The organism is Antiquaquibacter soli (genome assembly GCF_030580675.1).
GTDB classification, from domain to species: domain Bacteria; phylum Actinomycetota; class Actinomycetes; order Actinomycetales; family Microbacteriaceae; genus Rhodoglobus; species Rhodoglobus soli.
The window spans coordinates 104,539-128,956 of record NZ_JAUQUB010000005.1 but is presented as its reverse complement, the minus strand read 5'-3'; the positions used below and the strand labels follow the sequence as shown (position 1 = coordinate 128,956).

Below are 24,418 nucleotides of genomic sequence, written 5' to 3'. Positions count from 1 at the left end.
TCGAAACTCCGTCGTCTCAAGGGGTGGGTAAGGGGGTTACTGCGCGTCCTCGTGCACGCGGTCGTGCACGAGATGGGCATCCGCCCGGCGCGCGCGGGGGCGCGGGGGCTGACGGTCGAAGGTGCTCTCGATCTCCTGGGTGACCCCGGTCTCGGCGGCGCGCATCGCCCCGAGCATGATCTCGAGCACATGGAACGCCTGATCGGGGCGCGTGTAGGGCTGCTGGCCGGTGAGCACGCAGTCGACGAGGTGGGCGAGTCCGTCCGTCCACGGCCAGTAGGAGCTCTGGCTTTCGAAGACCTGCCAGGCGCCGACGTCGTTGGACCAGTACTCGAGGCCCGCGGGCGCCCAGTCGTCGCCCATGAGCTGGATGGTCCCCTCGAGGCCGTAGACCTCCACGGCGGCGCCGCGGTACTTCTGCATGCCGAACGCGGTGGTGACGGTCGACAAGGCGCCGGACTCGTGCTCGAGCACGATCTGGAACGTGTCATCCGTCTGCACCTGGATGAGCTCTCCCTCGACGACGCGCTCGGGCCGCGTGAGGGTGGAGAGGCACGTCACGCGGCGCACCGGGCCGATGAGTCCCGTGAGCGAGGTGACGTTGTAGACGCCGAGGTCGAAGAGGGGTCCGCCGCCCGGGGCGTAGAACCACGAGCTCCAGTCGGGGCCGTTCCAGCCGTATCGCGCCCGGCCGAGGAGCGGGCGGCCGATCCGCCCGGAGTCGATCGCCTCGTACATCTGCTGGAAGTCGGGGCTCAGCTGCACGTGCGGGGCGCACACGAGCAGTCCCGTGCTCGCCTCGGCGGCGGCGAGCACGCGCCGCCCTTCCTCGAGCGAGGTGGCCATGGGCTTCTCGACGAGCACGTTCTTGCCCGCCTCGAGAGCGCGGATCGTGAGCGCGCCGTGCTCGGGCATCGAGGTCAGCACCAGGACGATGTCGACCTCGGGGTCGCGGAACACGTCCTCGGGGTCGGTCGTGACGCGGCCGACGCCGAACTTGGACTGCACGGCCTCGAGGCGGGCGGGGTCGACGTCGCAGCCGACGATGCCGGCGACCTTGCCCTGCGCGCGCAGGTTGACGATGAGCGGCAGATAGGCGTTCTGGGCGACGCTGCCGCAGCCGATGACGCCGATCGTCACGGGTGCACTCACGGATTCTCCTTTGAAACGGGTTCTCCACGGACCGTACCAGCTTTCATACCAGATAGTCCAGCAGATGCCGAGAATGCTCAGCTGGTACTACCATCGGCCTATGGATGCAACGACCTCGCCCGCGGTCGCGATCGCCGTCGCCCAGACGCTCGAGCTCATCGATCGCGGCGGTCAGGGCGAGGGATCCCGCTTGCCCGGCGAGCGAGCGCTCGCCGAGTCGATCGGGGTCAGCCGCACCACCATCCGGGCCGCGCTCCAGCGGCTCGAGGAGGACGGCGTGATCGAGGGCCACCCGCAGCGCGGCTGGTACGTGCGCCGCCACGAGAGCGTCTCCGACCGGTCGTCCGAACTGGAGAGCTTCAGCGAGGTCGCCCGGGCCCGGGGCTTCACCCCGACGTCGGACATCCTCACCGCGACGACGCGCCGCGCGAGCATCGACGAGGCCGAATCCCTCGATCTGCCGCCCGCAGCGCCCGTGATCGAGCTGACCCGGCTCCGGCGGGTGGACGGCATCCCGATCTGCATCGACCGCACCGTGATGGTGGAGTCCGCATGCGCGGGAGTGCTCGAGGCGGACCTCGTGACAGGGTCGCTCTACGAGGAGCTGCAGTCACGGTGCGGCGTCGCCATCACCCGGTCGGCTTCCACCCTGCAGGCCCGGGCAGCGACCGAGTCCGAGGCCCGTCTTCTCGACCTGTCGACCGGGGACCCCGTGCTGGAGATCGCCACCAAGTCGTCGGCGGGCGGCAGCATCGTGCTGGTCTCGGATGTCGTCTACCGCGGCGACTCGTACCGCTTCCAGGCCGAGCTGCACCGCAGCCGACCGTTCTAATTGGTCTAGCTGGTATGACTCTGGGCTGCTACACTCGCGGCATGTCACCAGCCCCCGCGGTCCCGGTTCCTCACGGCCGGCGCCCCACCCCGCGCCCGCGCTACTCCGAGCCGCGGCTCATCCGCCGATCGGACGCGGTCGCCCACGTCTGGGGCGATGACGAGGCCGGGTACGTCACCGATCGGGTCCTCTCGTCGACCGACCAGCTGCACGCCCTCGAGTTCGATCTCGCTCCGGGCGGCGGCTTCCGGCACAGCGCCATGAACCAGACGGTCTTCGGGGCGGACGTGCTCTACTTCGTGCTCGAGGGCGAGCTGCTGCTCACCAACCCCGAGTCGGGCGAGGTCGTGCGAGCCGAGCAGGGCACCGGGCGGCTCTTCCACCGGGGCACCTGGCACAACGGGTTCTCCGCGTCGGCGCAGCATCCCGTGCGCGTTCTCGAGTTCTTCTCCCCACCGCCGTCCCGCGGCACCGCCTCCGACTTCGCCAAGCGCCAGCCCGCTCTCACCACGGCCGTGTACCGGGACGAGCGCTGGGAGGGACGCTGGCCGGAGGCGCGAGCCGAGCGAGACGCCGCGACCTCGTTCCACCGCGTCTCCGCGGCCGACGGCCTGCTGTCGTTCCGGGACTCGAGCCCCGCCCACCTCGTCGCGACGCTCGTGAGCACGCCCTACCTGCACGTCGTCGAGGGCACGGTTCAGCCTGGCCACGTCGAGGAGTTCCGCGTCGTCGATCGCGAGTCGGTGCTCACCGTCCTCGACGGCGAGCTCTGGGTCGACGTGTGGAGCGACAGCATCGGCTTCCAGGCCACCAACGTCCTCCACCCGGGCGACTCCATGTTCCTGCCGATCGGCTGCAGCGAGCGCCTCCTCGTGAGGTCGGCGACACCGGCGCGCTACCTGCGCGGCGCGGGCGAGGTGCCCGACGGCTGGACGCCGTGACCGCTCCCCTCGTCCTCGGCCTCGACATCGGCGGCACGTCGGTGCGAGCGGCTGTCGCCCGCGACGGCGCTCTGCTCGAGAGGCGGGATGCCGCGAGCGGGCCCGACCTCGCAGAGACCGTCGTCGAGCTCGCCCACGCCCTCGCCGAAGGTCGGGACATCGCGGGCATCGGCGTGGGCGTGCCGGAGTACGTCGACGGCGGTCGCGTGACCAGCACCGAGGTCATCCCCTGGGACGACGGGATCGTGGCCGCCCTCGAGCGGATCGCTCCCGTCGCGATCGAGGCCGATGTGCGCTGCGCCGCCGCTGCCGAGTGGGCCGCGTTCCGCGAGCCGCTCCTCTACGTGTCGTGGGGCACGGGCCTCTCGTCCACCCTCGTGCTCGGCGACGGCACCGCGTGGGCGGGCGCGCGAGGTCGCGCTCTCGCCCTCGGCGAGCGCCGGGTCGACGGGGTCACTCTCGAGTCGATCGCGTCGGGGCGGGGCATCGAGCGCGCGCACGGAACGGGGGCGACGGCTCGAGAGCTCGCGGCTCGGGATGACGCGGCCGACCTGTTCCGCCGCGCCGGCGAGCTCGTCGCCGCCGCCGTCCGCGACGCCGCACTCCTCCTCGACCCGGCGCGAGTGGTGATCGGAGGCGGACTGGGCACGGCGGACTCTCCGGCCCGGCGCACGCTCGAGGAGCTCTGGGATCTGAGCATCCCGCTCACGACCGCCGCCCACGGCGCCGACTCGGGGCTCGTGGGGGCAGCGCTCGTCGCGCTGCGCGGCTAGCGCTCGAGGATGCCGGCGGAGCCGAGCATCCGGTGCACCTCGATGCGGATCGCGACGCGCTCCGGGTTCGGCTGCGGCTGGCGGTAGCGCCCGGCGTACAACGCGACCGCCTCGGCGACGGACTCAGCGTCTTCGAGCACGACGCCCTCGCCGACGAGGGTGAACCAGCGTCCGCCGTCGACCTGGCTGATCGTCGCGTGCCGGCGCTCCCGGATGTTGCGCACCTTCACCGAGCCGCGTCTCGTGATGACCCGCGCGACCCCGTCCACGAGGGTGAACCCGACGGGCACCGCGTGGATGGTGCCGTCCGCCGCGAGGGTCGAGAGGGTGGCGAGGTGGTAGTCGTCGAGGAACTGACGGCCGTCGGGGGTGAGCTGCACCCCTCTAGCCTCGCACGGCGTCGGGCAGCCCGAGGGCGTCGCGCACGGCATCCACGACGCTCGTGGCCCGCCGGTCGTCGATGGCCTCCATGCGGTTCGTCAGGTAGGCGAGGCCGACTCCGGCGCCCGGATCCGCGAACGCGCACTGGCCCCCGGCGCCGTCGTGCCCGAAGCCGCGAGCGGTGAGGTACCGGCGCGGCTCGGAGTCGAGCTGGAAGCCCATCCCCCAGCGCGGCCACGGCCCCGGGACATCCCACACCGGGGCACCCTCCGACTGAACGCGGGTGGCGGCGGCGATCACGTCGTCGTCGAGGAGCCGCACGCCTTCCGTCGGCACGATGACCGACGACCAGATCGTGGCGAGCGCGCGGGCGGTCGCGATGCCGCCCGCGCCCGGGATCTCGGCGGCGCGGATGCGCGCGTCGTTGAAGCCCCCGTCGACCTCGACGAGCTCGGGGGCGAGGGCTCCGCCGAGGGTCATCGCGCGCTCGCTCCAGTCCACGACGCCGGGAGTTCGGGCGGCTGCCTGCTGGCGGGTGAGCTCGACGAGCGTCGGTCCCACTTGCAGGTGGGCGACCTCCGCCTCGAAGTCCGCGGGCAGACCGATCCAGGCGTCGACGCCGAGCGGCTCGGCCACGAGCTGAGCGAAGTAGCGGCCGGGCGAGACGCCGGTGACGCGCCGGATCACCTCGCCGACGAGCCAGCCGTGGGTGATCGCGTGGTACGCGTATCCGGTTCCGGGCTCCCACAGCGGCTCCTGCTCGGCGAGCGCGCCGACGACGCGATCCCAGTCGACGATGTCGTCGACGGTCAGGTCGACGCGTGGCGCCGAGACGCCCGAGCGGTGGGCGAGGATGTCCCGTACGGTGACCGACTCCTTGCCTGCCCGAGCGAACTCCGGCCAGTACTGCGCCACCGGGGCGGAGTAGTCGAGGCGGCCCTCCTGCACGAGCCGGGCGGCGAGGATCGCCATGAGGCCCTTCGTGCAGGAGAAGATGACGCTCGGCGTCGCCTCCTGCCACGGTCGATCCGTGCGCTCGTCGGCGACGCCGCCCCAGAGATCGACGACCGTGCGCCCCTCGAGCCGCACCGCGAGGGCGGCGCCCATGCCGGGCTTCGCGTCGAATCCCGCGGCGAACGCGTCACGGACTCCCTCGAACCCGGGCTCCACGGAGCCGTGGACGACCGGCGCGCTCACGAGAGCCCCGCCTCGGCCCGGCTGAGCTCGAGCATCCCGCCGACGATCGCCACGGGGAGCGGGTCGGAGAGCACACCGGAGAAGCCGCCGTCGGCGGTCGAGTTCTCGAACGCGAGCATCACGCAGCGGCCGGAGCGGTCACGGATGACCCGGCCGCTGTACAGCGATTCGTCGACCACGAGGCGCGCCTGCTTTGCGTCGAACGGCCCCGTCGTCGACTCGGCGACGAGTGCCCAGATTCCTCCCGTGGATCCGGCCCGCTCGCCGGCGAGCGCCGGCGAGTCGCACGAGAAGAGCAGCACCGGAGAGCCGTCGATCTCGACGAGCTGAGGCACCTCGAGGTGGGCGAACCCCGCCCCCGGCTCGCTCAGCGGGGGCTGCACGGTCCAGTGCTCGAGGTCGTCGGAGGTCGCGTGGGCGATGACGCCGCGGTCGCGGACATCCCCGCTCGCCGACCGGGCGGTGAGGAGCATGTGCCAGCCCTCGCCCGACGGGTCGCGGTAGACCCAGGGGTCGCGCCACGCCTCTTCCGGCCACTCCGAGGTGCCGAGCACCTCGTACCAGCGCGGGTCCGCGGTCACGATCGGCCCGGGCAGCTTCGTCCACGAGTGCAGGTCGCGCGACACCGCGACGCCCACGGTCTCGACGTTGGCGTGCGAGTCGGCGGAGAGGAACCGCGACCCCGTGTAGAACATCCGCCACGAGCCATCCGGTGCGGCGACCACGCTGCCGGTCCACGTCGCCGAGCCGTCGAACGCGCCCTCGGGCCCCGGGGCGAGCACCTCGCCGAGGTCGGTCCAGTCGCGGAGGTCGGTCGACGTCGCATGGCCGACGCGCGCGTTGCGGTGCCGAAGGTGCGGGTCGCCGAGCGACTTCGGGGCGTGCAGGTAGTAGAGGTGGAACAGCTCGCCGTCGTCGGCGAGCCAGAAGTCCCACACCCAGTGGGCGTCGAGCGTGAAGGTCATGGTGGTCTTTCGGTGAGCGGGCGCGGCGGGGCTCAGCCCTTGACGGCGCCCTGGAGGAGCGCCTGGATGAACTGCCGCTGGAAGATCACGAACACGAGGATCGTGGGCACGATGATGATGAGCGCTCCGGCGTTGAGCAGCGGGATGCTCGAGTAGTACTGCCCCTGGAAGAAGGTGAGCGCCCCGGCCACCGTGCGGTTGAGCGGGTCGGAGATGAGCACCACCGGCAGTAGGAACTGGTTCCACGTCCACAGGAAGAGCAGGATCGCGAGCGCAGAGAGCGCGGGTCGCGCCAGCGGCAGCTGGATGCGCCAGAACTCCTGCAGGGTGGTCGCCCCGTCCACTCGCGCCGCCTCGGAGAGCTCCTGCGGCACCCCGACGAAGTGGGCGCGCATCCACACGACGCTGAACGGCATGTACAGACCGATGAGCGGCAGGATGACCGCCCACTGGGTGTTGAGCACGCCGAGCGCCTGGCTCTGGTAGTACAGCGGAATGATGAGCGCCTCGAACGGGATCGTGAGCCCGAGGATGAGGAAGAGGAAGAGGAACCGCCCCCCGCGCATCCTGAGGTTGCCTAGCGCGTAGCCGGCGAGCGTCGCGAACAGCAGGCTCACCGGCACGACGAACGCCACGATGAACAGGCTCGACCCCATGAGGCGCCAGACGTTGCCCGTCTCGAACGCCGTCACGAAGTTGCCCCACTGGGGATCGGTCGGCCACGCGAGCCCGGTCGGGTTCGTGTCCGCCGGCTGGAGGGCCGCCGACACCATGTTGAGGAGCGGGATGAGCGTGAGCACGAGCACGACGACGAGCACGATGCGGCCGATGACGGCCTCCGAGCGGCGGACGATCATCGCTCCCCCGCCCTCGCGAGTCGCTGGATCGGCAGCACGCACGCGAGCACGAGAGCCATGAGCACGATGCCGAACGCGGACGCGAGACCGACCTCGCTCTGCGTGAAGCCGATGCGGTAGATCGAGATTCCGGGCACGAGCGTGGCCCGACCCGGCCCGCCGAGCGTCGTCGTGTAGATGATGTCGAAGCTCGAGAGCGCCGCGATGATCGTGATGGTCACGAGCACCGCGATCTCCTGACGAAGCCCCGGCACCGTCACCGTGATGAACTCGCGCCACCAGCTCGCCCCGTCGAGGCGGACGGCCTCGTAGAGCGACTGGTCGATCTTGCCGATGCCTGTAAGGAAGAGCACGGTGCACAGTCCCGTGAGCACCCACGAGCCGATGAGGCCGACGGCGGGCAGCGCGGTCTGGAGGTCTCCGAGCCACGGGCGGGCGAGGAATCCCAGGCCCACGGCGTTCAGGATCTGGTTCACCGCGCCGGTCTGCGCGTACATCCACGACCAGGCGATGCCGGCGGCCGCGAGCGGGATGATCTGCGGCAGGAAGAGGATCGTCTGCGACGCGCTCGCGAAGAACCCGCGTCGCACGGAGCGGATGAGCGTGGCGAGCACGAGACCGGCCGAGACCGGGATGATCGTGAAGAAGCCGATGAGCACGAACGCGTTGCGGATCGAGCCGAGGAGCGTGTCATCCGTGAAGACGCGGATGTAGTTGGCGAGGCCCACCCACTCCGAGGGGCCGACGCCGTTCCACCGGTAGAACGAGTACTGCACGCCGAGCAGTAGCGGGTAGATCACGAACGCGAGGTAGGCGATCAGGGCGGGCAGCGCGAACAGCCAGCCGACGAGGGTTCCCCGCCGGGCCACCGATCGTGCGGTGGCCCGGCGAGGGGCAATCGAAGTCGTCACTCCGTGGTCCTCACCACTCCCAGGCAGCGCGGTTCGGCGCCGACGGTCTCCGTGTTCCGATTGCGGTCTGTCATGGCTATCCCGCGAGCTCCTGCTCGTAGAACGCCTGGACGGCCTTGACGAACTCGTCACCCGTGATCTGGCTCGTCACGAGCAGCTGCGACTCCGGGATGATCGCCCCGGCGTAGATGCCCGCGGTCGCGTTGGCCATGAAGTCGACCTGCCCGTTCTCGGCGGCGATCTGCGCGGACATCGCGAGGGCGTCCTCGATGAGCGAGCCGGGGGCGACCTCGGGCTGCTTCTGGGCGGGGTCGCCGCCCGGGGAGGCGCCCGTGACATCCGTCACGATCTGGCGGGCCGCGTCGTTCGTGTGGATCCAGTTGAGGAAGAACACGATCTCGTTGAGGTGCTTCGAGCCGGCCGCGACCGAGAACGAGTTGGCCGCTCCCATCGCGACGTGGTCGCCGCCCTCCTCGACCGGCGGCACGAGGAAGAAGTCGACGTTCTCGCCCATCTTCGCCTGCGTGTCGGCGGCGGCCCAGTTGCCGTTGAAGGTGAACAGTCCCTCGCCGCCCTGGAAGCGGCTCACGAACGACGCGTAGTCGATCGCGTTGATGTCGCTCGGGAAGTAGCCCTTGTCGGCCCACTCGCGGATGAGCTCGGCGCCCTGGACGTTGCCGGGGGTGTCGTAGGTCGCCCCGGGCACGTTGAGGATCCAGTCCATCATCTCGGCCGGGTCGTTGTACTGGTTCATCGCCGCCTGCACGACGAAGTTCACGACGCCGTCCTTGTCGCCGGCCATGATCGGCAGGATGCCCGCCGCCTTCGCCAGGGCGAGGTCCTCCTCGAGCTCCGCGATCGTCGTCGGCGGCGCGTCGATGCCGAGCTGGTCGGCGAGCGTGGTGTTCATGTAGATGCCCGTGATGCTGTAGCCGAGGCCGAGCTGGTAGAGCGAGCCGGAGCCGCGCACGTTGTCCTCGTTGACGCGCAGCGGGGCGAGCTGCGCTGCCGACCAGGTGTCCCAGCCGTAGGCGTCGAACCACGGGTCGAGGTTCGCGAGCAGTCCGTCCTTGACCGTGTCGCCGATCGTGGGGAGGCGGATGAGGTCGGGCGGCGTGTCGCTCGCGAGGAGCTTCGGCGCGTTGGCGGTGAGGTTCTGGAACGTGTCGCGAGTGATGTTGAACGTCACGTTCGGGTACTGCTTGGTGAACTCCGCGGCGAGCTCGTCGGTAAGCGGGAAGCCCGTCTCGTCGGCGATCGTGAGGACGACGTCCTCGGTGGTGAGCTCGGTGCTCACCTCCACCGAGTTCGTGGGGGCAGGACCGCTGCCCCCGGGCGCGCAGCCGGCCAGCGCGAGCATCGCGACCGCGGTGGTCGCCGCGAGCGCGAGGGGTCGAGAAAGTGCCATCTCGAGTGACTCCTTTGTCTTCTGTGGGTGGTGCAGACCGTCGGCCTTCCGTCGGCATCCGGGTGGTTGCGTCAGGGCCTGGGTTTCTGGCCGGTTGTCAGCGTCAACGCTGACTGCAGCGTGCTAAATGGTTTTAGCATGTCCTATAGTGTGCGTAGGTCCGGCGCTTGTCAAGCGGTGCCGGAGCGCCACCCCGCGAGAAAGGACTGCTCGATGGCGAGCAAGAGAGCGACTCTCGCCGACGTCGCCCGGCTTGCCGGGCTCTCGCCGACCGCGGCATCCATGATCCTCAACGGCCGCCCGGACACGCGGCTGTCGCAGGATGCCCACGACCGCGTCAACGCGGCCGCCGAGGCCCTCGGCTACCGTCCCAATGTCGCCGCCCGGGGCCTGCGCACCGACAAGACGCTCACCATCGGATTCATCTCCGACCTGGTCGCGACCACTCGATTCGCGAGCGGCCTCATCACGGGAGCCCTCGCCGCCGCCGAGGAGGCCGGCCACGTCGTGCTCGTCGTCGAGACCGGGGGCGACCCGGCGCGGGAGTCCGAGGCGATCGGCGCCGTGCTCGACCGCCAGGTGGACGGGATCATCTTCGCGACGATGCGCGCCCGCGAGCTGTTCGTTCCCGACATCCCCGCGGGCACCACCGCCGTGATGCTCAACGCCACCAACGCGAAGCACCCCACTTCGGTGCTGCCCGACGAGCTCGCGGGTGGGGCACGGGCGGTCGAGCTGCTCGTCGAGGCCGGGCATCGCGAGGGCATCGCGCTCCTCGGTCAGAACGACGACGTCGAGAAGGACCTGTTCCGGTCGGCGACCGTCGCCCGTCGCGTCGCGGGGATCCGCGGGGCGATGGCCGGGCACGGTCTCGAGTTCATCGCCGAGGAATCCATCTGGCTGTGGGAGCCCGAGGGCGGCTACCAGGCGATGCGCTCCCTGCTCGACCGCGGCGTCGTGCCGCGCGCCCTCGTCTGCATGAACGACCGGATCGCGTTCGGCGCCTACCAGGCGCTCAGCGAGGCCGGCCTCGCCATCCCCGACGACGTCTCGATCGTCTCGTTCGACAACGACGAGCTCGCGGCCTACCTGCGACCCGGCCTCACGACGGTCGCCCTGCCTCACGAGGCGATGGGGCGCCGGGCGGTCGAGCTCCTCCTCGCGGGAGGCGTCGCGGGCGAGACGCTCATCCCGATGCCGGTGGTCACCCGGGCATCCATCCGCGCCGCGGGTTAGGCGCGGGGTCGACCTCGCCTGCTTCTCCCGTTTCTCAGGAATATCCGGCCGCCGAGTGGATAATCCTGCTCGCGGCCGCGTATTCCTGAGAAACGGGGTGGGGATGTCTCGCCACGGATGCCGCGCCCCCGCCTCCGCACCGCCGCGCCCCGGATCATGAGCGACCGATAACGATGTATCGTTAACTATCGCTATCGCTGAGGACGCACGTGGCGGCCTCTCGTCGAAGGGAGCGCCGATGCGCCAGTCATCCCCCGCCGGATTCGACCTCTGGGAGGCCGTCGACGGCCTGCGCGAGGCGTTCGCCCCGCGCGCCTCGAGCCGCATGGGCCGCGGCGACATTCGCACGGCCATCCTCGCCGCCCTCGCGGTCGAGCCGATGCACGGTTACCAGATCATCCAGGCGATCGAGGCCCGCACGCACGGCGCCTGGAAGCCGAGCCCCGGCTCGATCTACCCGACGCTGCAGCTGCTCGCGGACGAAGGGCTCGTGACTGCGGAGCAGGTCGGCGAGCGCAAGGTGTACTCCCTCACCGAGGCCGGTCGCGCAGCCGCCGAGGAAATAGCCTCCGGTCCACTGCCGGGCCAGCGTCGCGAGCACCCGGGTGCCGAGCGCTTGACCGCGTTGCCGAAAGCCGGGGCCAAGCTCGCCCAAGCCGCCGCGCAGGTCGCGCACAGCGGCACCCCGGAGCAGACCGAGCGGGCCGTCGAGGTGATCGACGAGGCGCGCCGCAAGCTCTACGCGATCCTCGCCGAGGACTAGGGGTGGCGGGTCCCGAGCAGGGACGGCACGCGCGCGCCCTCCGCGCCCGATACCGCCGCATCATGCGGTTTGCCGCCCGTGCGCTCGTGCAGGCGTGGTGGTTCGAGCTGGTGCTGCCGCGGGTCGGGCTCGGCGCAGTGGCGGCGCGCGGTCGCATCCCCCGGCTGCAACGGCTCGCGCGGCGCTTCCACGGTCTCGCCCTCGACCTCGGCGGCCTCATGATCAAGGTCGGGCAGTTCCTGTCGTCGCGGCTCGACGTGCTGCCGCCGGAGATCACGCGCGAGCTGGAGGGGCTTCAGGACGAGGTCGCCCCCGAGCCGTTGGCGGCGATCCGGGAGCTCGCCGAAGCGGAGCTCGGGATGCGGCTCGAGGACGCGTTCGCGTGGGTCGAGCCGCAGCCGATCGCCGCGGCATCCCTCGGCCAGGCCCACCGCGCGCGGCTGTCGCCGGGAATCTCCGCCGACCTGGGCTTCGACGAGGTCGTCATCAAGGTGCAGCGGCCCGGCATCGAGGATGTCGTCGAGGTGGACCTCGCCGCGCTCCGCCGCGTGGGGCGCTGGCTCTCGCGCGTGCGCCTCGTCTCCCGCCGCGTCGACGCCCCTGCCCTCGTCGAGGAGTTCGCCGCGACGAGCCTGCAGGAGATCGACTACCTGCACGAGGGGGCGAGTGCCGAGCGCTTCGCCGACGACTTCGCGGACGACGACCGCGTCACGGCGCCCGTCGTCGTGTGGGATCGCACGACCGCGCGAGTGCTCACCCTCTCGGATGTCACGGCCATCAAGATCAGCGACGTGGCATCCCTCACCGCGGCGGGCATCGACCCGGCGGCGGTCGCCTCCGAGCTCGCCCGGGCGACGTTCCAGCAGATCTTCGTCGCCGGCTTCTTCCACGCCGATCCGCACCCCGGCAACATCTTCGTGACGCCCGGCCCGGCGGGCACGCCGGATGACTGGCGGTTGACGTTCATCGACTTCGGCATGATGGGCGAGATCTCGGACGCCCTGCGTGCGGGCCTTCGCGACTTCATCCTCGCCGTCGTCGCCCGCGACGGGCGCGCCCTCGTCACCTCCCTCGAGCGCCTGGGCGTGCTCCTCCCCGCCGCCGACACCCAGGACCTCGAGCGCGCGATGACCGCCCTCTTCGACCGATTCGGCGGAATGGGCGTCGCCGAGCTGCAGTCTGTCGATCCGCGCGAGCTCGAGCAGTTCGCCGCGCGGTTCGGGGAGACCATGCGCGCGATGCCGTTCCAGCTGCCGGAGAGCTTCCTGCTGCTCATCCGAACGATCTCGCTCATCTCCGGGGTGACGAGCGCCCTCAACCGCGACTTCAACATGTGGGATGCCGTCGACCCCTTCGCGCGCACCGTGCTGAGCTCCACGGGCACGGCCGCCGTGCGCGACCTCGGGCAGCAGGCGATCGGCTACGCTTCGACCCTCGCCCGGCTGCCGAAGCGGCTCGACGAGCTCGCGACCCGGCTCGACCGCGGCCAGGTGGCGGTGCGATCGCCGGAAGTGGAGCGCCGGATGCGCCTGCTCGAGCGCTCGGTGGCGCGGGTGTCGTCCTCGATCGTGTTCGGTGCCCTCCTCATCGCGGGCGTCGTGCTGCGATCGACGGACCCGGTGCTCGGCACGGTGCTCATGGCGGCGTCGGCCCTCCCGATGCTGCACATCCTCGTGTCGCTCCGGCGCTGGTGAGCTAGCCTCACCGGCGGCATACTGGGACGTGGGAGCGCTCCCACACCGTACCGACCGAGAGGCCGATCGATGACGATCACCGCCCAGCCCGCCCGCACCGCCGCGATCGTGACCGCCCTCGCTCTTGTGCTCGGGGGCTGCCAACCGAGCACCGAGCCGACGGTGCCGTCCACCGAGGCCGAGGTGGCCGAGTTCGCGTTCGTCGAATCTGCTGAGCCTGATGCTGTCTCGGGATGCCTGCAGCCCGGCGACATCGCTCTCGCTCTCGACGCGCCGGGCGTGCCGACCGAGGCCATCGCGTACGGCGAGGGCGATCGTGGCGTCATCCTCGCCCACCAGTCCGGACAGGGGCCGTGCTCGTGGGATGCCTACGGTCGCGAGCTGGCGGCGGGCGGCTACACCGTGATCATCCCCATGCTCACCGCAGACGCGGCGCCGCTCCTGCAGGCCGCCGCGGACTGGCTCGGCAGCAAGGGGGTCGAGGACTACGCGCTCGTCGGGGCGTCGATGGGCGGTGCGTTCGTCCTCGCCGCGGGCGGCTCGCTCTCCCCCGAGCCTGCCGTCGTCGTCGCACTCTCGCCGCCGGTCGAGCACGGTGGAGTCGACGCGCTCGCGGGCATCCCGGCGATCACCGCGCCCGTGCTGATCGCGGCCGCCGAGGACGACGAGGATTTTGCGGATGCCGCGCGCGAGCTCGCAGGGGCGCAACCGGCGGCCGAACTGCTCATCGTGCCGGGCACCGCGCACGGCATCGCGCTGCTCGCCTCGGACGAGTCGGTGGCCGGCGCGGTGCGCGAGGCGGTCGCCCGGTAGCGCCTCCGACTACCGAGTCCAGAGATCCCACGCCCGGCGCCCGGGCCGGAAGCCGAAGTGCTCAGCCATCGCCATCGCCTCGGGGAAGTTGCGGGCGAGGGCGTCCGGAGTGTGGGCGTCGCTGCCGATCGACACGGCGCGACCGCCCTCCTCGGCCCACCACTGCGGCACCCACGGCCACAGCCGACCGGTGTTGAGTTCGAGCGCTCGGCCACTGTCGGCGATCGAGCGCATCGCCGCGCGGTAGCCCTCCTCGAACCTTCGCGGGTCGAAAGGACCGAGCCGCTCGGCCGGCCACGCGCGCGCGGCGTAGTCGATGTGCGTGAAGACCTCGAACACGTCCGACCCGGCAACCATGCGAGGAATCTCGGTGAGGTACGCCCAGACGACGTCGTCGGCGGGATGCTCGGAGTACAGCACATCCGGCTCGGCGCGCACGCCCGCCCCGAGGTCGAGGGTGTGCAGCGACCCGTTGACGCGACCGAGCGCGTCGAGGTCGACGATCGCCCGGGCCTCGGCCTCGAACACGTGGGGCTGGCCGAACTCGACGCCGGTCAGGATCGTCAGCGCGGGGAAATCGCGCCGCATCCGATCGATGGCCTCGAAGTAGCCCTCGGCGTCGAACGAGGGGTGCTGCACGAGTCCGTCGTCGTCGAGGAAGCCCCGCTGGTGCTCCATGAGCGCATCGCTGCGGGACCGCCATGTGCCGGGAAAGTCGAGGTGCTCCGTGAATACCATCGCGGGCAGCCCGATCCGTTCTGCCCGCTCGCACGTCGCCCGCATCCGGCCCGCTGCACCAGAGCGCGGGCCGCCCGTATCCCACGACCACTCGCTGTGGACGTGGGCGTCGGCGGTCAGCATGGGCCCATCCTCTCAGGGCCTCCGCTGAGCGGCTACCGCGCGAACGCGTACGCGGGCACCGGGGTGGATGCTCCGACCCCGACGAGCTCGCCGTGCTCGCCGCTGACGATGAGGCCCGTGGAGCTCATCGCCGAGTCCTCGAGCCGCGCCACCCACTCATCGCTGATCGTCGGGATGCGCGACCCTTCGAAATCGAAATAGACGGGCGTCGTGTGAACCATCCAGAGCGAGCCGCGCCCCGAGCCCGCCTCGACGGCGCGCTTCCACGACATCGGGAAGGAGAGCTCGCGGCGGAAGAGCCGGACGATCGCGATCTGCAGGTGAGTCAGCACGCGATCGTCGAACCGGACGATGGTGTTGTCATAGGTGAGTGTGCCCATGGGGGGCCTCCGATGGTCGTGCGGCGAACCCGTGGCATGGCATCCGTCACTGTTTCGACCAGTCTACCCCCGTTCGGGTGACATTCCTCTGAACGTTCCGTATCCGTTGCCGTCCGGGTGCGCAAGGGGTCGCCGCGGCACTGTCGTATCAGTAGGGTGGCTGGACCCCACCCGAGGAGCTCCCGTGGTCTACCGCACGATGATGATCGACGATATGTACTTCGTGATCTCGACTGGTGACCTCTTCGAGCAGTTGAAGCTCGACGTGGTCACGGCCGTGAGCCTCGGGGGCGGGCTCGTCGACATGCCGACGTCGGCCGGGATGCTCAGTCGCAGCGTGCTCGTCACCCCGCAGCACCGCGTCGAGTTCATCGAGCGCGAGAGCGACGACGACGAGGGCGACCACGACGAGCCGTTCCCCGCCCTGTGAGGCCCGCACGCTCGCGCTGTCTCCACCGTCACCCGAGCAGCCGCAGCACCACCCAGCGGATCTCCTCGTCGAGCGCGACCTCCCAGTCCATGTGGGGCTTGTGCAGCCTCAGGGACACGACCCCGTGCAGCGCGCTCCAGAGGGAGAGCGCGAGCCGGCGGGGCTCGCGGGTCGACGTCGTCGCCGTCAGCAGCGCGGTAGCACCGGCGATGAGCTCGTCGCCGGACGCGTGGTGGTCGCCCTCGCCCATTCCGAGGCGGTCGGCGCTCTCGAACAGCAGCTGATACGCGCCGGGATGCTCGAGCGCCCAGTCGGCGTAGGCGAGCCCGAAGGCGACGATCGCGCCGTCCGGATGCTCAGGCGCCGCCCGCACCGCCGCTCCGAGTGACGCGAGCTGGGTGTCGATGACGGCGTCGATGAGCGCCTTCTGCGAGTCGAAATGCAGGTAGACAGCCGCCGGGGAGACGTCGCACGCCCGAGCTACTGCGCGCAGCGACGGGAGCGCGACGGACTGCGGGCTGAGCAGCAGTTCGCTCGCTGCCGCGACGAGCTGGGCGCGGAGCTGGTCGCCAGCCCCGCGCGGGTTGGGTTCGCGCTTGGTCACATCACCTCCTCGATCACTCGCTGGACAACGAAGCTTAACAGGTGTAAACCTACATGGGTAAACAACCGTTCACCCACGAAAGGCGTTGCCCATGGCCCACTCCTACTCCGATTCGACCGTGCTCATCACGGGCGCCAGCTCGGGGCTCGGCGCCGAGTTCGCTCGGCAGCTGGCCGCCCGCGGCGCCGACCTCGTGCTCGTCGCCCGGCGGCTCGACAGGCTCGAGTCCCTCGCCGCGCAGCTGCGCTCCCGCGGTCGCACCGTCGAGGTCGTGGCGGCCGACCTGGCAGCACCGGGAGCCGCTCGCGCGCTCGGAGCGGAGCTCGAGAGTCGAGGCATCCGGGTCGACGGCCTCGTCAACAACGCCGGCTTCGCCACCCGCAATCGCTTCGAGGACGAGGACCCGGCGCGCATTCACGAGGAGGTCGCCCTCAACGTCGCCGCCCTCGTCGATCTCACGCGGGAGTTCTATCCCCAATTGCAGGCGGCGAAGCGCGGCGTCCTCGTCAACGTCGCGAGCACCGCGGCTTACCAGCCGGTGCCGTGGATGGCCGTCTACGGAGCGACGAAATCGTTCGTGCTGAGCTTCACCGAGGCGTTGTGGTTCGAGAACAAGACCACGAGCCTGCAGGTGCTCGCCCTCTCCCCCGGCGCGACCCGCACCGAGTTCTTCGACATCGCCGGCGAGGAGGCGCGGGTGGGCGCGTTCCAGTCGGCGGAGGAGGTCGTCTCCCTCGCTCTGCGGAGCCTCGACGGCACGAACCCGCCGCCGAGCATCGTGTCCGGGGCGCGCAATCGCGCGACCGTCGTCACGTCGAAGCTGCTGACCCGCCGGGCGCTCGTGAACGTCACCGGCTCGCTGACCTCGCGAGCCTAGGAGCGAGCGGCCCACCCTCCGCGAATGCCGTGCGGGCGAAGCGCTGCCCCATCCGCACGAGCGCTCGAGCGTTCGGATGGAGGCCGTCGTCCAGGTCGGACACCTCCGCGGGTCGCAGCAGCGCTCGCCCGTCGAGGTAGTGGAGGGCATCATCCCGTCGGTTCCGCAGCACGGCGGCGAGCGCGTCCCGCACGACCGACAGGCTCATGGCGCCCTCGGCGAGCTGGCGGGGATCGCCGGCCGACGCGGCCATGCCGCCGCGGATGACCGTAGGCCCGGGCAGGGACTCGACCGACGGGCACGGGATCGGACCGATCAGCAGCAGCGGTGCGTCGGGATGCCCGTCCCGGATGGTGTCGAGGAACCCGTGCATCACGGGCTCGAACGCGCGCCTGCGCATGAGGTCGCCGTTGACGACGTTGATTCCGATCTCGAGGCTGATCGCGTCCGCGGGCAGGTCGCGGATGGTCCGCGCGACGAACGGGTCGCCGACCGCGTTCCCGCTGAAGCCCAGGTTGAGCACATCGACTCCCGCGAGCCGCGCGGCGACCACCGGCCAGGTGCGGGTGGGTGCCGACGCCTCTCCCCCCTGGCTGATGGAGGATCCGTGGTGCACCCACCGCGGTCGCGAGCGCTCCGCGGTCCGGAGAGGCGCGTCGCTGCGGATCTCGAGGAGGTCGACGGCGCACGTGTGGGGCAGCCACAGCTCCACAGTCTTCTCGCCAGGCTCGAGTCCGGAGAAGCGAACGGCGGCCGGCTCGCCCTGTCGTCGGACCGCGTAGCGCTCGGGGTCGACGAGCGTGGAGTGGTCGACCCGCACGACGCGACGCGCGCGGGGGACGCCCTCGACGACGAGCTCCAGGACGACGGGCGCGGGCTCGATCCCCGGCGGTGCGATGGAGACGAAGTCGGCGACGAGCTCGATCACGGTCGCCGCGGTCCGCGTCACGATCCGCACGCCCGAGGTCATGGAGACCACGAAGTCGAAGTTCTCCGACGGCATCTGGGACCGCGTCCACGCCGGGAGCCGACGCGGTCGCACTCGGCCCGCGCCCGACACCGGCAGGTCCAGGGCACCGACGACCTCGACGGCGCGGGACGGGAAGACCTCGCGGTACCTCACAGCGTCCACCCGTGCATCCCCGGTCCCACCTCGAGGACGAGGCCGGTCGGCAGCTCGACGACACCCCGGGTACCCGTCGGGATCGTGCACTCGACGCGGACCGACCCGTCGGGCTGGCGCGACCAACCGCTCGCCGCGACGCCGTACGGGGTCGCGAGCTCGGCGCGAGCCGAGTCCAGCCGAGCCGTGACGTGCGGGGCGACGCCCACCACCCGGTAGCCGGGCTCGAGCGCGCTCAGCCCGGCGAGGCGCCGGTGCATCCAATCGGCGACGCTCCCGAGGGCGTAGTGATTGAACGAGGTCATCTCGCCCGGGTTGAGCGAGCCGTCGGGCCGCATGCTGTCCCAGCGCTCCCAGACCGTCGTCGCTCCCATCGTCACGGGGTAGAGCCACGAGGGGCACTCCTCCTGGAGAAGGAGGTCGACGGCGGCGTCGTCGTGACCGGTCGAGGAGAGGGCATCCAGCAGGAGGGGCGTTCCGAGGAAGCCCGTCGTGATGCGGTAGCCGGCGGTGCGGACGAGCTCGGCGAGCCGCTCGCCGAACGCGGGCGCAGCGCCCGGAACGAGGTCGAACGCGATCGCGAGCGCGTACGCCGTCGCCGAATCCGAGGTGAGTCGGCCCGGGCCCGCGACGAATCGAGCGCGGAAGGCGTCGCGAGCCGCGGCCGCGTCGGCGGCGTATCCCGAGTCCGCCGCCCCGAGCAGCGCATCGAGCCGCGCCACGAGGTCGAGCGAGCGGATGTACCACGCCGACGCGACGAGATCGGGGCTCGTCGCGCCGCGCTCGGGATGCTCCGGCGGGGCCGCCGGGTCCAACCAGTCCCCGAACTGGAAGCCCCCCAGGATGAGTCCCGTCCCGTCCGCCCGACGACGCAGCCGATCGGCCCACGACCGCATCGATCCTGCCTGCCGCTCGAGGACCGAGCGGTCGCCGAATCGCTCGAAGAGCACCCAGGGCACCACGGTCGCCGCGTCGCCCCAGCCCGCGACCTCCGTCGGCTCCCACCCGATCACCCACGGGATGACGACGGGCACGATGCCGTCCGCGGCGGACTGCTCCAGCGCCAGGTCCTCGAGCCAGGACGCGAGGAACCCGTCGCAGTCGTACAGGAAGGCAGCGGTCGGGGCGAAGACCTGCACGTCGCCCGTCCAGCCGAGCCTCTCGTCGCGCTGCGGGCAGTCGGTGGGCAGGGCGAGCATGTTGCCGCGCATGCTCCAGACGACGTTCTCGTGCAGCCGGTTGAGGAGGGGCGACGACGACTCGAAGGAGCCGGTGCGCTCGAGGTCGCTATGCAGCACGACGGCGCGGTAGTCGTCGGCGCGCAGATCGTCGACGCCGTCGACCTGCACGTAGCGGAACCCGTGGAAGGTGAACTCCGGCTCCCAGACCTCTGGACCCTCGCCGCCGTGGGTGTACCGGTCGCTCGCTGCCGCTCGGCGGAGGGGGCGCAGCGCGAGCTCCCCGCCCTCGAGCACCTCGGCGTGATGGAGCGTGATGACGTCGCCGGGTCGCCCGCGCGACACCAGGCGGACGCGGCCGACGAGGTTCTGCCCGAAGTCGAGAACGCGCGCTCCGCTCGGCGTCTCGAGCACCCGGCTCACCGGAACGAGCTCCTGTCGGCGCACGGGGGGCGCGCTCCGAGCGGAGGGCAGGATGCCGCGCTCGGCCACCCGCGCGGGCCTCCACCCGGTCCACGTCCGCGTGGCGTCGTACTCCTCCCCCGGATAGATGCCGCTCGAGACGAGGGGACCGGTCGAACTCGCGGACCACGACTCGTCGGTGCGGACGGTCGCAGTGGTGCCGTCCTCGAACTCGAGGTGGAGCTGAGCCGCGACGGCGACCTCGTCGCCGTAGTAGCGGGCGTGGTCGTCGCCGAACCCGTAGGACTCGGTGTACCAGCCGCCAGCGGCGGTGAGCTCGAGGCGGTTGACGCCGAGCGCGACGTGCGCGCTTACATCCCACGACTCGAGCGTCAGGCGCTGGCGGTACGCCGTCCATCCCGGGGCGAGCACGTCGTCGCTGACGCGGTCGCCGTTGAGGTGGGCGACGACGACGCCGCGAGCGGTGGCGAAGAGAGTGGCGCGGGCGACGGCAGTGGAGGTGGTGAACTCGGTGCGGAAACGAGAGGGGCCAGCACCATCGGTGAGGAACTCGGCTTGCCACTCGCCGTCGCCGAGGAACCCCGCGCCGAAGCTATGGGGCGCGCTCCAGGGCGATCGGGACCCGTCGCTCCCGACGACCTGCACCTGGATCGCGACGTCGTCCCGCGGCTGAAGCGGGTCGAAGGGCCACTCGACGTCGACGGACTCGGGACCGTCGTGCCGGCGCTCGGTCGAGAGCCCGCCGCGGGTCAGGCGCAGGAGGGCCGATGCCTGCCGCCATTGCCCGTCAGCGGAGGCGGTCCACGACAGGCGCGGGCGCGACGAGGAGATGAACGGCGCCGTGGATCGATCGACGGTCAGCCGGGTGACGAGCGGAGTGATAAAGCGCTTTGGCATTTGGGGATAGACTATAGCCATGCACGACGGAGTTGTCGCCCCCGGTTGGACAGCGGTTCGCGATGCGTTCGCCGAGACGCTCGAGCTCGACCGGGGCGAGGGCGCGAGCCTCTCCGTCAGCGTCGACGGACGGACCGTCGTCGACCTGTGGGGCGGGACCGACCCGCTGAGCGGATCCCCGTTCGCGCGCGACAGCATCACGATCGCGTTCTCCGTGAGCAAAGGAGTGGCGGCGATCGCCCTCCTGCAGCTGGTCGACCGCGGCCTCGTCGACCTCGATGTGCCGGTCGCCCGGTACTGGCCGGAGTTCGCAGCAGCGGGGAAGGCCGCCATCACCGTGCGCGAGGTGCTGTCGCACCGCGCGGGTCTCCCCGTCATCGAGCTCGACCCGCTCACCCGCGTTGTGGACTGGGAGCTCGCCACCTCGACGCTCGCCGCGCAAGCGCCCCAGTACGACACCACCCGCTTCTTCGCCTACCACGCACTGAGCTTCGGCTTCCTCGTGGGGGAGATCGTCCGGCGGGTCAGCGGCCTCCCCTTCGACGCCTACGTGCAGCGGTACATCGCCGGTCCGCTCGACCTGGACCTGTGGGTCGGCCAGCCCGCGAGCGCCGAACCCCGCTACCTGCCGTCGATCACCGACGACATCGACGCCGGGCCGGTCATCCCCGTGCCCGACGCCCCCGGCATCTGCCGGGCCGTCGCTCTCTCCACCGTCCAGCTCCTGCCGCTGTTCCGGCGCGTCGACGGAGTGCTCGGCTCGGAGCCGTTCAACCGCCCCGAGTTCCGGGCGGCGAGCATCCCCGCCGGCAACGTCGTCACGAACGCGCGGTCCGTCGCCCGGATGTACGCCGCGTGCCTCGGCGAGGTCAACGGAGTCCGTCTCGTCAGCGAGGGCCTCATCGCCGAGGCCGCGCGCGACCAGGCGGCGGGCATCCGCAAGCCGGACTGCGGAGCGAGCGACCCGTGGGCCACCGGAGTTCCCCAGGTGTGGGGTCTCGGATTCGAGATCAGCAACTATGAGAACCCCATGCTCGGCGAGGGCTCGTTCGGGCACTCCGGCATGGGCGGGCGCCTCGGGTTCGCGCAGCTCGGCTCGGGTGTCTCGTTCGGATACGTCAGTCAGCGGATGCTCTACCCGCCCGTCGGATCGCTCGACTCCCGCTCGAGCCGCATCCTCGCGGCCATCTCCGAGGTCCTCGGAGCCTGAGCGGAGCCGCGACGGCGGTCGGATCACGCCGCCGCGGCTCGGTCGTCAGGTCCCCGTTGTCAGCGGGTAGTCGCGGCTCGCGCCGTCCTGACGACCCCCCGCGCGCTCTCCGCAGTGAAGCGCTCGGGGTGGCGGGTCGTGATGCTCCACGTCTCGGTCTCCCCCGGGAGCAGCGTCACGAGATTGCGGTCGGCGTGGGCATCCGCGTCGAGCGCACCGACGGAGAGGCAGGTGTCGCGCAGCAGGCTCCCCGCGCGAACCGTGATGCTGACGCTGCCGCTCGACGGCTGCACCTCCACGTCGAACTCGGCCGGTGCGTCGGGGAAGTCGAGGTCGACGCCCCCGAGCGCGGTCGCCCGGATGTCCCCTACCGTGACGACCACGAGCTCGTCGAGCCCGATCGGCCCGAGGTCGACCCACTGCGTGTCGTGGGGGTCCACCGCGAGGTCCACGGATGCCTCGGACACCCGCCCGCTCGCGGTCCAGCGCTCCACGCGCGCGGCCCCCACCCACGCCTCGCGATCCTCGTTACCGAACGACGCCCGTGCCTGACCATCGACGACCTGCACCGTCGCGACCCGGTCGGCGAACGCCCGACGCATCGCGTAGGCAGCGAGCTTCCAGCGGCCGGCCGAGTCGAGCACCGACCACGAGATCACGGGCCAGCAGTCGTTGAGCTGCCAGACGACCGTGCCGCGGCACCACGGCGACAGCGAGCGGAAGTAGTCGATCCCGAAGCCGACGGCGCGGGCCTGGTTGAGCTCGGCGAGCCAGTACCACTCGTCGAAGTCGGTCGGGATGCCCAGGTGCACGCGCAGGACGTCCTCGATGCGCTCGGTGCCGTAGACGGCCTTCTGCCGTTGCCCGACGCCCGGACTGAACGGCTGAGGATCGGCCTCGTGCACGACCGAGTCGAACAGCGCCCGGCTCGGCGGCCCCTGGAAGCCGAACTCGGAGACGAAGCGCGGCGCGATCTCGCGGTACTCGCGGTAGTCGCCGGGGATCCACGAGTGCACGACTCCCCGCGCCGGGTCGTTCGGCTGCCGATCGCGGGCGCCCGAGTACGGGCTGCCGGCGAGGTAGAAGCGCTGCGGGTCGAGCTCGGCGACGAGCGAAGGAAGCAGGTCGAAGTAGTACTTCTCACCCCAGGTCTTGCCCTCGAGCACCGTCTCCCAGTCGTGGATGAACCAGAACCAGACGTTCTCGTTGTTGCCGTTCCACAGCGCGAGGCTCGGGTGCGGCATGATCCGGGCGATGTTGTCGCGGGCCTCCGCCTCGATCTCGGCGGCGTACGGCCCCTCCTCCGGGTAGGCGGCGCACGCGAACAGGAAGTCCTGCCACACGAGCAGGCCCTGCTCGTCGCACTCCTCGTAGAAGTCGTCGGTGCCGAAGCATCCGCCGCCCCACACCCGGATGAGGTTGGCGCCGAGCTCGGTCGCCTGGCGCACCCGGGTCGCGTACTGCTCGCGCGTGACGGTCGCGACGAGCGAGTTGTCGGGGATCCAGTTGACGCCGCGAACGAAGAGCGGCTCGCCGTTGACCACGAGGCGGAAGGCGCTGCCGTCGCCGTCGGCGTCCTCCGGCTGCTCGACCACGACCTCGCGGAACCCGATGCGCGACGACCACTCGTCGAGCGGCTGGCCGTCGGCGAGGAGGGTCACGGCGACCGGGTAGCGCGACTGCTCCCCCAGCCCTCGAGGCCACCACCGCTCGACGGACGGCACCTCGACTCGAACGACGGCCCTGTCAGCGTCGGATGCGAGTTCCGAGTCCACGACGTGATCGCCCACGGCCACGCGCACCGCGAGGTCGCTCCGCTCGCCGGCGCGCTCCACGTCGAGCACGAGATCGACGATGCCGGTCTCTCCGTCGATCGACACGATCGGTCGCGCGGAGGCGATTCGGGCGGTGCTCCAGTTCTCGATCGCCACCGGCCGCCACAGTCCCGAGGTCGCGAGATCCGGGCCCCAGTCCCAGCCGAAGTCGCACGCCATCTTGCGGATGAAAGGCGGGAAGTCGCTGTAGGCGCTCGGCCGCTTCCCGTACTCGTCGCGACGTTCCGCGCCGAATCGGCGGGGCGAGGTGAAGTGCACCTCGAGCACGTTGCCCGTGTCGCTCAGCACCACCGGGAGGCGATACGTGCGGTGCATGTTCTCGGTGCGAGCGAGCTCCTGCCCGTTGAGCACGACGCGGGCCACCGTGTCGACGCCCTCGAGCACGAGGTCGGTGCGATCGAAGCCCGTCGCCGGCGAGTCGAAGGTCGTCGTGAACGTCCAGTCGGCATCCCCGATCCACCTCAGGGCGTGCTCGTTGTCGCCGTCGAAGGGGTCGGGGATGATTCCCGCGGCCTGCAGATCGGCGTGCACGGAACCCGGTACCGTCGCCGCGAATTCCTCGAGCCGGGCATCCGGCAGCGCGGGTCCGCCGGAAGCGAGTCGGCCGGTCCAGCCGGCGGAGAGGGGGTGTCTGTTGAGCACGAAGGGCGTCCTTTCGGCCGTGGCGACGAGGAATT

The 24,418-nt window shown here is 71.1% G+C and carries 23 protein-coding genes; 10 read left to right on the top strand and 13 right to left on the bottom strand.

The genetic code is table 11. The features are described 5' to 3' along the window. Positions 1-36 precede the first annotated feature (36 nt). Complete coding sequence (locus Q5716_RS14635; protein ID WP_305003893.1) at positions 37-1,152, bottom strand: Gfo/Idh/MocA family protein; 1,116 nt, start codon at positions 1,150-1,152, stop codon at positions 37-39. Positions 1,153-1,252: 100 nt separating this feature from the next. Between Q5716_RS14635 and Q5716_RS14630 the strand changes: the two genes are divergently transcribed. From Q5716_RS14630 to Q5716_RS14620, 3 genes are read left to right on the top strand one after another with little or no spacing between them, the layout of a single operon-like run. Next, entirely contained in the window at positions 1,253-1,984 is a 732-nt protein-coding gene (locus Q5716_RS14630; protein ID WP_305003892.1) for a GntR family transcriptional regulator, read from the top strand. Between the two features lie 41 nt (positions 1,985-2,025). Then, the gene (locus Q5716_RS14625) at positions 2,026-2,925 is read left to right on the top strand and encodes a hypothetical protein (RefSeq protein WP_305003891.1); all 900 of its coding nucleotides are present in this window, start codon (positions 2,026-2,028) and stop codon (positions 2,923-2,925) included. Continuing rightward, positions 2,922-3,698 carry an ROK family protein gene (locus Q5716_RS14620; RefSeq protein ID WP_305003890.1) on the top strand — a complete coding sequence of 259 codons (777 nt, stop codon included), beginning with the start codon at positions 2,922-2,924 and terminating at the stop codon, positions 3,696-3,698. The genes Q5716_RS14625 and Q5716_RS14620 overlap by 4 nt, the downstream gene beginning before the upstream one ends. On the opposite strand, the gene Q5716_RS14615 is transcribed toward Q5716_RS14620, so the two are convergent. From Q5716_RS14615 to Q5716_RS14590, 6 genes are all read right to left on the bottom strand, one after another. Continuing rightward, entirely contained in the window at positions 3,695-4,078 is a 384-nt protein-coding gene (locus Q5716_RS14615; protein ID WP_305003889.1) for a pyridoxamine 5'-phosphate oxidase family protein, read from the bottom strand. The genes Q5716_RS14620 and Q5716_RS14615 overlap by 4 nt on opposite strands. A gap of 4 nt (positions 4,079-4,082) precedes the next feature. Then, complete coding sequence (locus Q5716_RS14610; protein WP_305003888.1) at positions 4,083-5,276, bottom strand: serine hydrolase domain-containing protein; 1,194 nt, start codon at positions 5,274-5,276, stop codon at positions 4,083-4,085. Then, a complete protein-coding gene (locus Q5716_RS14605) occupies positions 5,273-6,241 on the bottom strand; it encodes a glycoside hydrolase family protein (protein ID WP_305003887.1) in 969 nt (322 codons plus the stop codon). Before Q5716_RS14605 ends, Q5716_RS14610 begins: the two co-directional genes overlap by 4 nt. Positions 6,242-6,273: 32 nt before the next feature. Next, entirely contained in the window at positions 6,274-7,098 is an 825-nt protein-coding gene (locus Q5716_RS14600) for a carbohydrate ABC transporter permease (protein WP_305003886.1), read from the bottom strand. Beyond that, positions 7,095-7,967: a carbohydrate ABC transporter permease gene (locus Q5716_RS14595; protein ID WP_305003885.1), complete on the bottom strand. Its 873-nt coding sequence runs from the start codon at positions 7,965-7,967 to the stop codon at positions 7,095-7,097. Before Q5716_RS14595 ends, Q5716_RS14600 begins: the two co-directional genes overlap by 4 nt. Positions 7,968-8,085: 118 nt before the next feature. Further along, positions 8,086-9,417, bottom strand: coding sequence for an ABC transporter substrate-binding protein (locus Q5716_RS14590; RefSeq protein WP_305003884.1), 1,332 nt, complete (start codon positions 9,415-9,417; stop codon positions 8,086-8,088). Between the two features lie 213 nt (positions 9,418-9,630). Here Q5716_RS14590 and Q5716_RS14585 point away from each other — a divergent pair, with 213 nt between their 5' ends. From Q5716_RS14585 to Q5716_RS14570, 4 genes are all read left to right on the top strand, one after another. Beyond that, positions 9,631-10,653 carry a LacI family DNA-binding transcriptional regulator gene (locus tag Q5716_RS14585; RefSeq protein ID WP_305003883.1) on the top strand — a complete coding sequence of 341 codons (1,023 nt, stop codon included), beginning with the start codon at positions 9,631-9,633 and terminating at the stop codon, positions 10,651-10,653. 238 nt (positions 10,654-10,891) lie between these two features. Further along, complete coding sequence (locus Q5716_RS14580; protein WP_305003882.1) at positions 10,892-11,416, top strand: PadR family transcriptional regulator; 525 nt, start codon at positions 10,892-10,894, stop codon at positions 11,414-11,416. A 62-nt stretch (positions 11,417-11,478) separates the two neighbouring features. Further along, positions 11,479-13,110 (top strand): ABC1 kinase family protein, encoded by a 1,632-nt coding sequence (locus Q5716_RS14575; RefSeq protein ID WP_305003917.1) that lies wholly within the window; start codon positions 11,479-11,481, stop codon positions 13,108-13,110. A gap of 69 nt (positions 13,111-13,179) precedes the next feature. Beyond that, positions 13,180-13,923 carry an alpha/beta hydrolase gene (locus tag Q5716_RS14570; protein WP_305003881.1) on the top strand — a complete coding sequence of 248 codons (744 nt, stop codon included), beginning with the start codon at positions 13,180-13,182 and terminating at the stop codon, positions 13,921-13,923. A 9-nt stretch (positions 13,924-13,932) separates the two neighbouring features. Here Q5716_RS14570 and Q5716_RS14565 read toward each other — a convergent pair whose 3' ends face one another. Both Q5716_RS14565 and Q5716_RS14560 read right to left on the bottom strand, forming a co-directional pair. Beyond that, positions 13,933-14,784, bottom strand: coding sequence for a PHP domain-containing protein (locus tag Q5716_RS14565; RefSeq protein WP_305003880.1), 852 nt, complete (start codon positions 14,782-14,784; stop codon positions 13,933-13,935). 32 nt (positions 14,785-14,816) lie between these two features. Beyond that, positions 14,817-15,164 (bottom strand): DUF7882 family protein, encoded by a 348-nt coding sequence (locus Q5716_RS14560; RefSeq protein WP_305003879.1) that lies wholly within the window; start codon positions 15,162-15,164, stop codon positions 14,817-14,819. A 184-nt stretch (positions 15,165-15,348) separates the two neighbouring features. Between Q5716_RS14560 and Q5716_RS14555 the strand changes: the two genes are divergently transcribed. Next, positions 15,349-15,594 carry a hypothetical protein gene (locus Q5716_RS14555; protein WP_305003878.1) on the top strand — a complete coding sequence of 82 codons (246 nt, stop codon included), beginning with the start codon at positions 15,349-15,351 and terminating at the stop codon, positions 15,592-15,594. A gap of 28 nt (positions 15,595-15,622) precedes the next feature. Here Q5716_RS14555 and Q5716_RS14550 read toward each other — a convergent pair whose 3' ends face one another. Further along, positions 15,623-16,198 (bottom strand): TetR/AcrR family transcriptional regulator, encoded by a 576-nt coding sequence (locus Q5716_RS14550; protein WP_305003877.1) that lies wholly within the window; start codon positions 16,196-16,198, stop codon positions 15,623-15,625. 91 nt (positions 16,199-16,289) lie between these two features. Between Q5716_RS14550 and Q5716_RS14545 the strand changes: the two genes are divergently transcribed. Beyond that, positions 16,290-17,075, top strand: a complete 786-nt coding sequence (locus Q5716_RS14545) for an SDR family NAD(P)-dependent oxidoreductase (protein WP_305003876.1) — start codon at positions 16,290-16,292, stop codon at positions 17,073-17,075. Here Q5716_RS14545 and Q5716_RS14540 read toward each other — a convergent pair. Both Q5716_RS14540 and Q5716_RS14535 read right to left on the bottom strand, forming a co-directional pair. Further along, positions 17,047-18,207, bottom strand: a complete 1,161-nt coding sequence (locus tag Q5716_RS14540; protein WP_305003875.1) for a GDSL-type esterase/lipase family protein — start codon at positions 18,205-18,207, stop codon at positions 17,047-17,049. The genes Q5716_RS14545 and Q5716_RS14540 overlap by 29 nt on opposite strands. Beyond that, complete coding sequence (locus Q5716_RS14535) at positions 18,195-20,696, bottom strand: alpha-L-rhamnosidase (RefSeq protein ID WP_305003874.1); 2,502 nt, start codon at positions 20,694-20,696, stop codon at positions 18,195-18,197. Before Q5716_RS14535 ends, Q5716_RS14540 begins: the two co-directional genes overlap by 13 nt. A 19-nt stretch (positions 20,697-20,715) precedes the next feature. On the opposite strand from Q5716_RS14535, the gene Q5716_RS14530 reads away from it, so the two are divergent. Further along, positions 20,716-21,906 carry a serine hydrolase domain-containing protein gene (locus tag Q5716_RS14530; RefSeq protein WP_305003873.1) on the top strand — a complete coding sequence of 397 codons (1,191 nt, stop codon included), beginning with the start codon at positions 20,716-20,718 and terminating at the stop codon, positions 21,904-21,906. 59 nt (positions 21,907-21,965) lie between these two features. Here Q5716_RS14530 and Q5716_RS14525 read toward each other — a convergent pair whose 3' ends face one another. Further along, the gene (locus Q5716_RS14525; RefSeq protein ID WP_305003872.1) at positions 21,966-24,383 is read right to left on the bottom strand and encodes a glycoside hydrolase family 2 protein; all 2,418 of its coding nucleotides are present in this window, start codon (positions 24,381-24,383) and stop codon (positions 21,966-21,968) included. Positions 24,384-24,418 lie beyond the last annotated feature (35 nt).

Excerpts from the sequence above, each read along its gene's own strand:
- Q5716_RS14560 (WP_305003879.1), bottom strand. The coding sequence starts at position 15,164 with ATGGGCACACTCACCTATGACAACACCATCGTCCGGTTCGACGATCGC.
- Q5716_RS14625 (WP_305003891.1), top strand. The coding sequence starts at position 2,026 with ATGTCACCAGCCCCCGCGGTCCCGGTTCCTCACGGCCGGCGCCCCACC.
- Q5716_RS14570 (WP_305003881.1), top strand. The coding sequence starts at position 13,180 with ATGACGATCACCGCCCAGCCCGCCCGCACCGCCGCGATCGTGACCGCC.
- Q5716_RS14575 (WP_305003917.1), top strand. The coding sequence starts at position 11,479 with ATGCGGTTTGCCGCCCGTGCGCTCGTGCAGGCGTGGTGGTTCGAGCTG.
- Q5716_RS14600 (WP_305003886.1), bottom strand. The coding sequence starts at position 7,098 with ATGATCGTCCGCCGCTCGGAGGCCGTCATCGGCCGCATCGTGCTCGTC.
- Q5716_RS14565 (WP_305003880.1), bottom strand. The coding sequence starts at position 14,784 with ATGCTGACCGCCGACGCCCACGTCCACAGCGAGTGGTCGTGGGATACG.
- Q5716_RS14605 (WP_305003887.1), bottom strand. The coding sequence starts at position 6,241 with ATGACCTTCACGCTCGACGCCCACTGGGTGTGGGACTTCTGGCTCGCC.
- Q5716_RS14630 (WP_305003892.1), top strand. The coding sequence starts at position 1,253 with ATGGATGCAACGACCTCGCCCGCGGTCGCGATCGCCGTCGCCCAGACG.
- Q5716_RS14585 (WP_305003883.1), top strand. The coding sequence starts at position 9,631 with ATGGCGAGCAAGAGAGCGACTCTCGCCGACGTCGCCCGGCTTGCCGGG.
- Q5716_RS14535 (WP_305003874.1), bottom strand. The coding sequence starts at position 20,696 with ATGCCAAAGCGCTTTATCACTCCGCTCGTCACCCGGCTGACCGTCGAT.
- Q5716_RS14590 (WP_305003884.1), bottom strand. The coding sequence starts at position 9,417 with ATGGCACTTTCTCGACCCCTCGCGCTCGCGGCGACCACCGCGGTCGCG.
- Q5716_RS14530 (WP_305003873.1), top strand. The coding sequence starts at position 20,716 with ATGCACGACGGAGTTGTCGCCCCCGGTTGGACAGCGGTTCGCGATGCG.
- Q5716_RS14545 (WP_305003876.1), top strand. The coding sequence starts at position 16,290 with ATGGCCCACTCCTACTCCGATTCGACCGTGCTCATCACGGGCGCCAGC.
- Q5716_RS14580 (WP_305003882.1), top strand. The coding sequence starts at position 10,892 with ATGCGCCAGTCATCCCCCGCCGGATTCGACCTCTGGGAGGCCGTCGAC.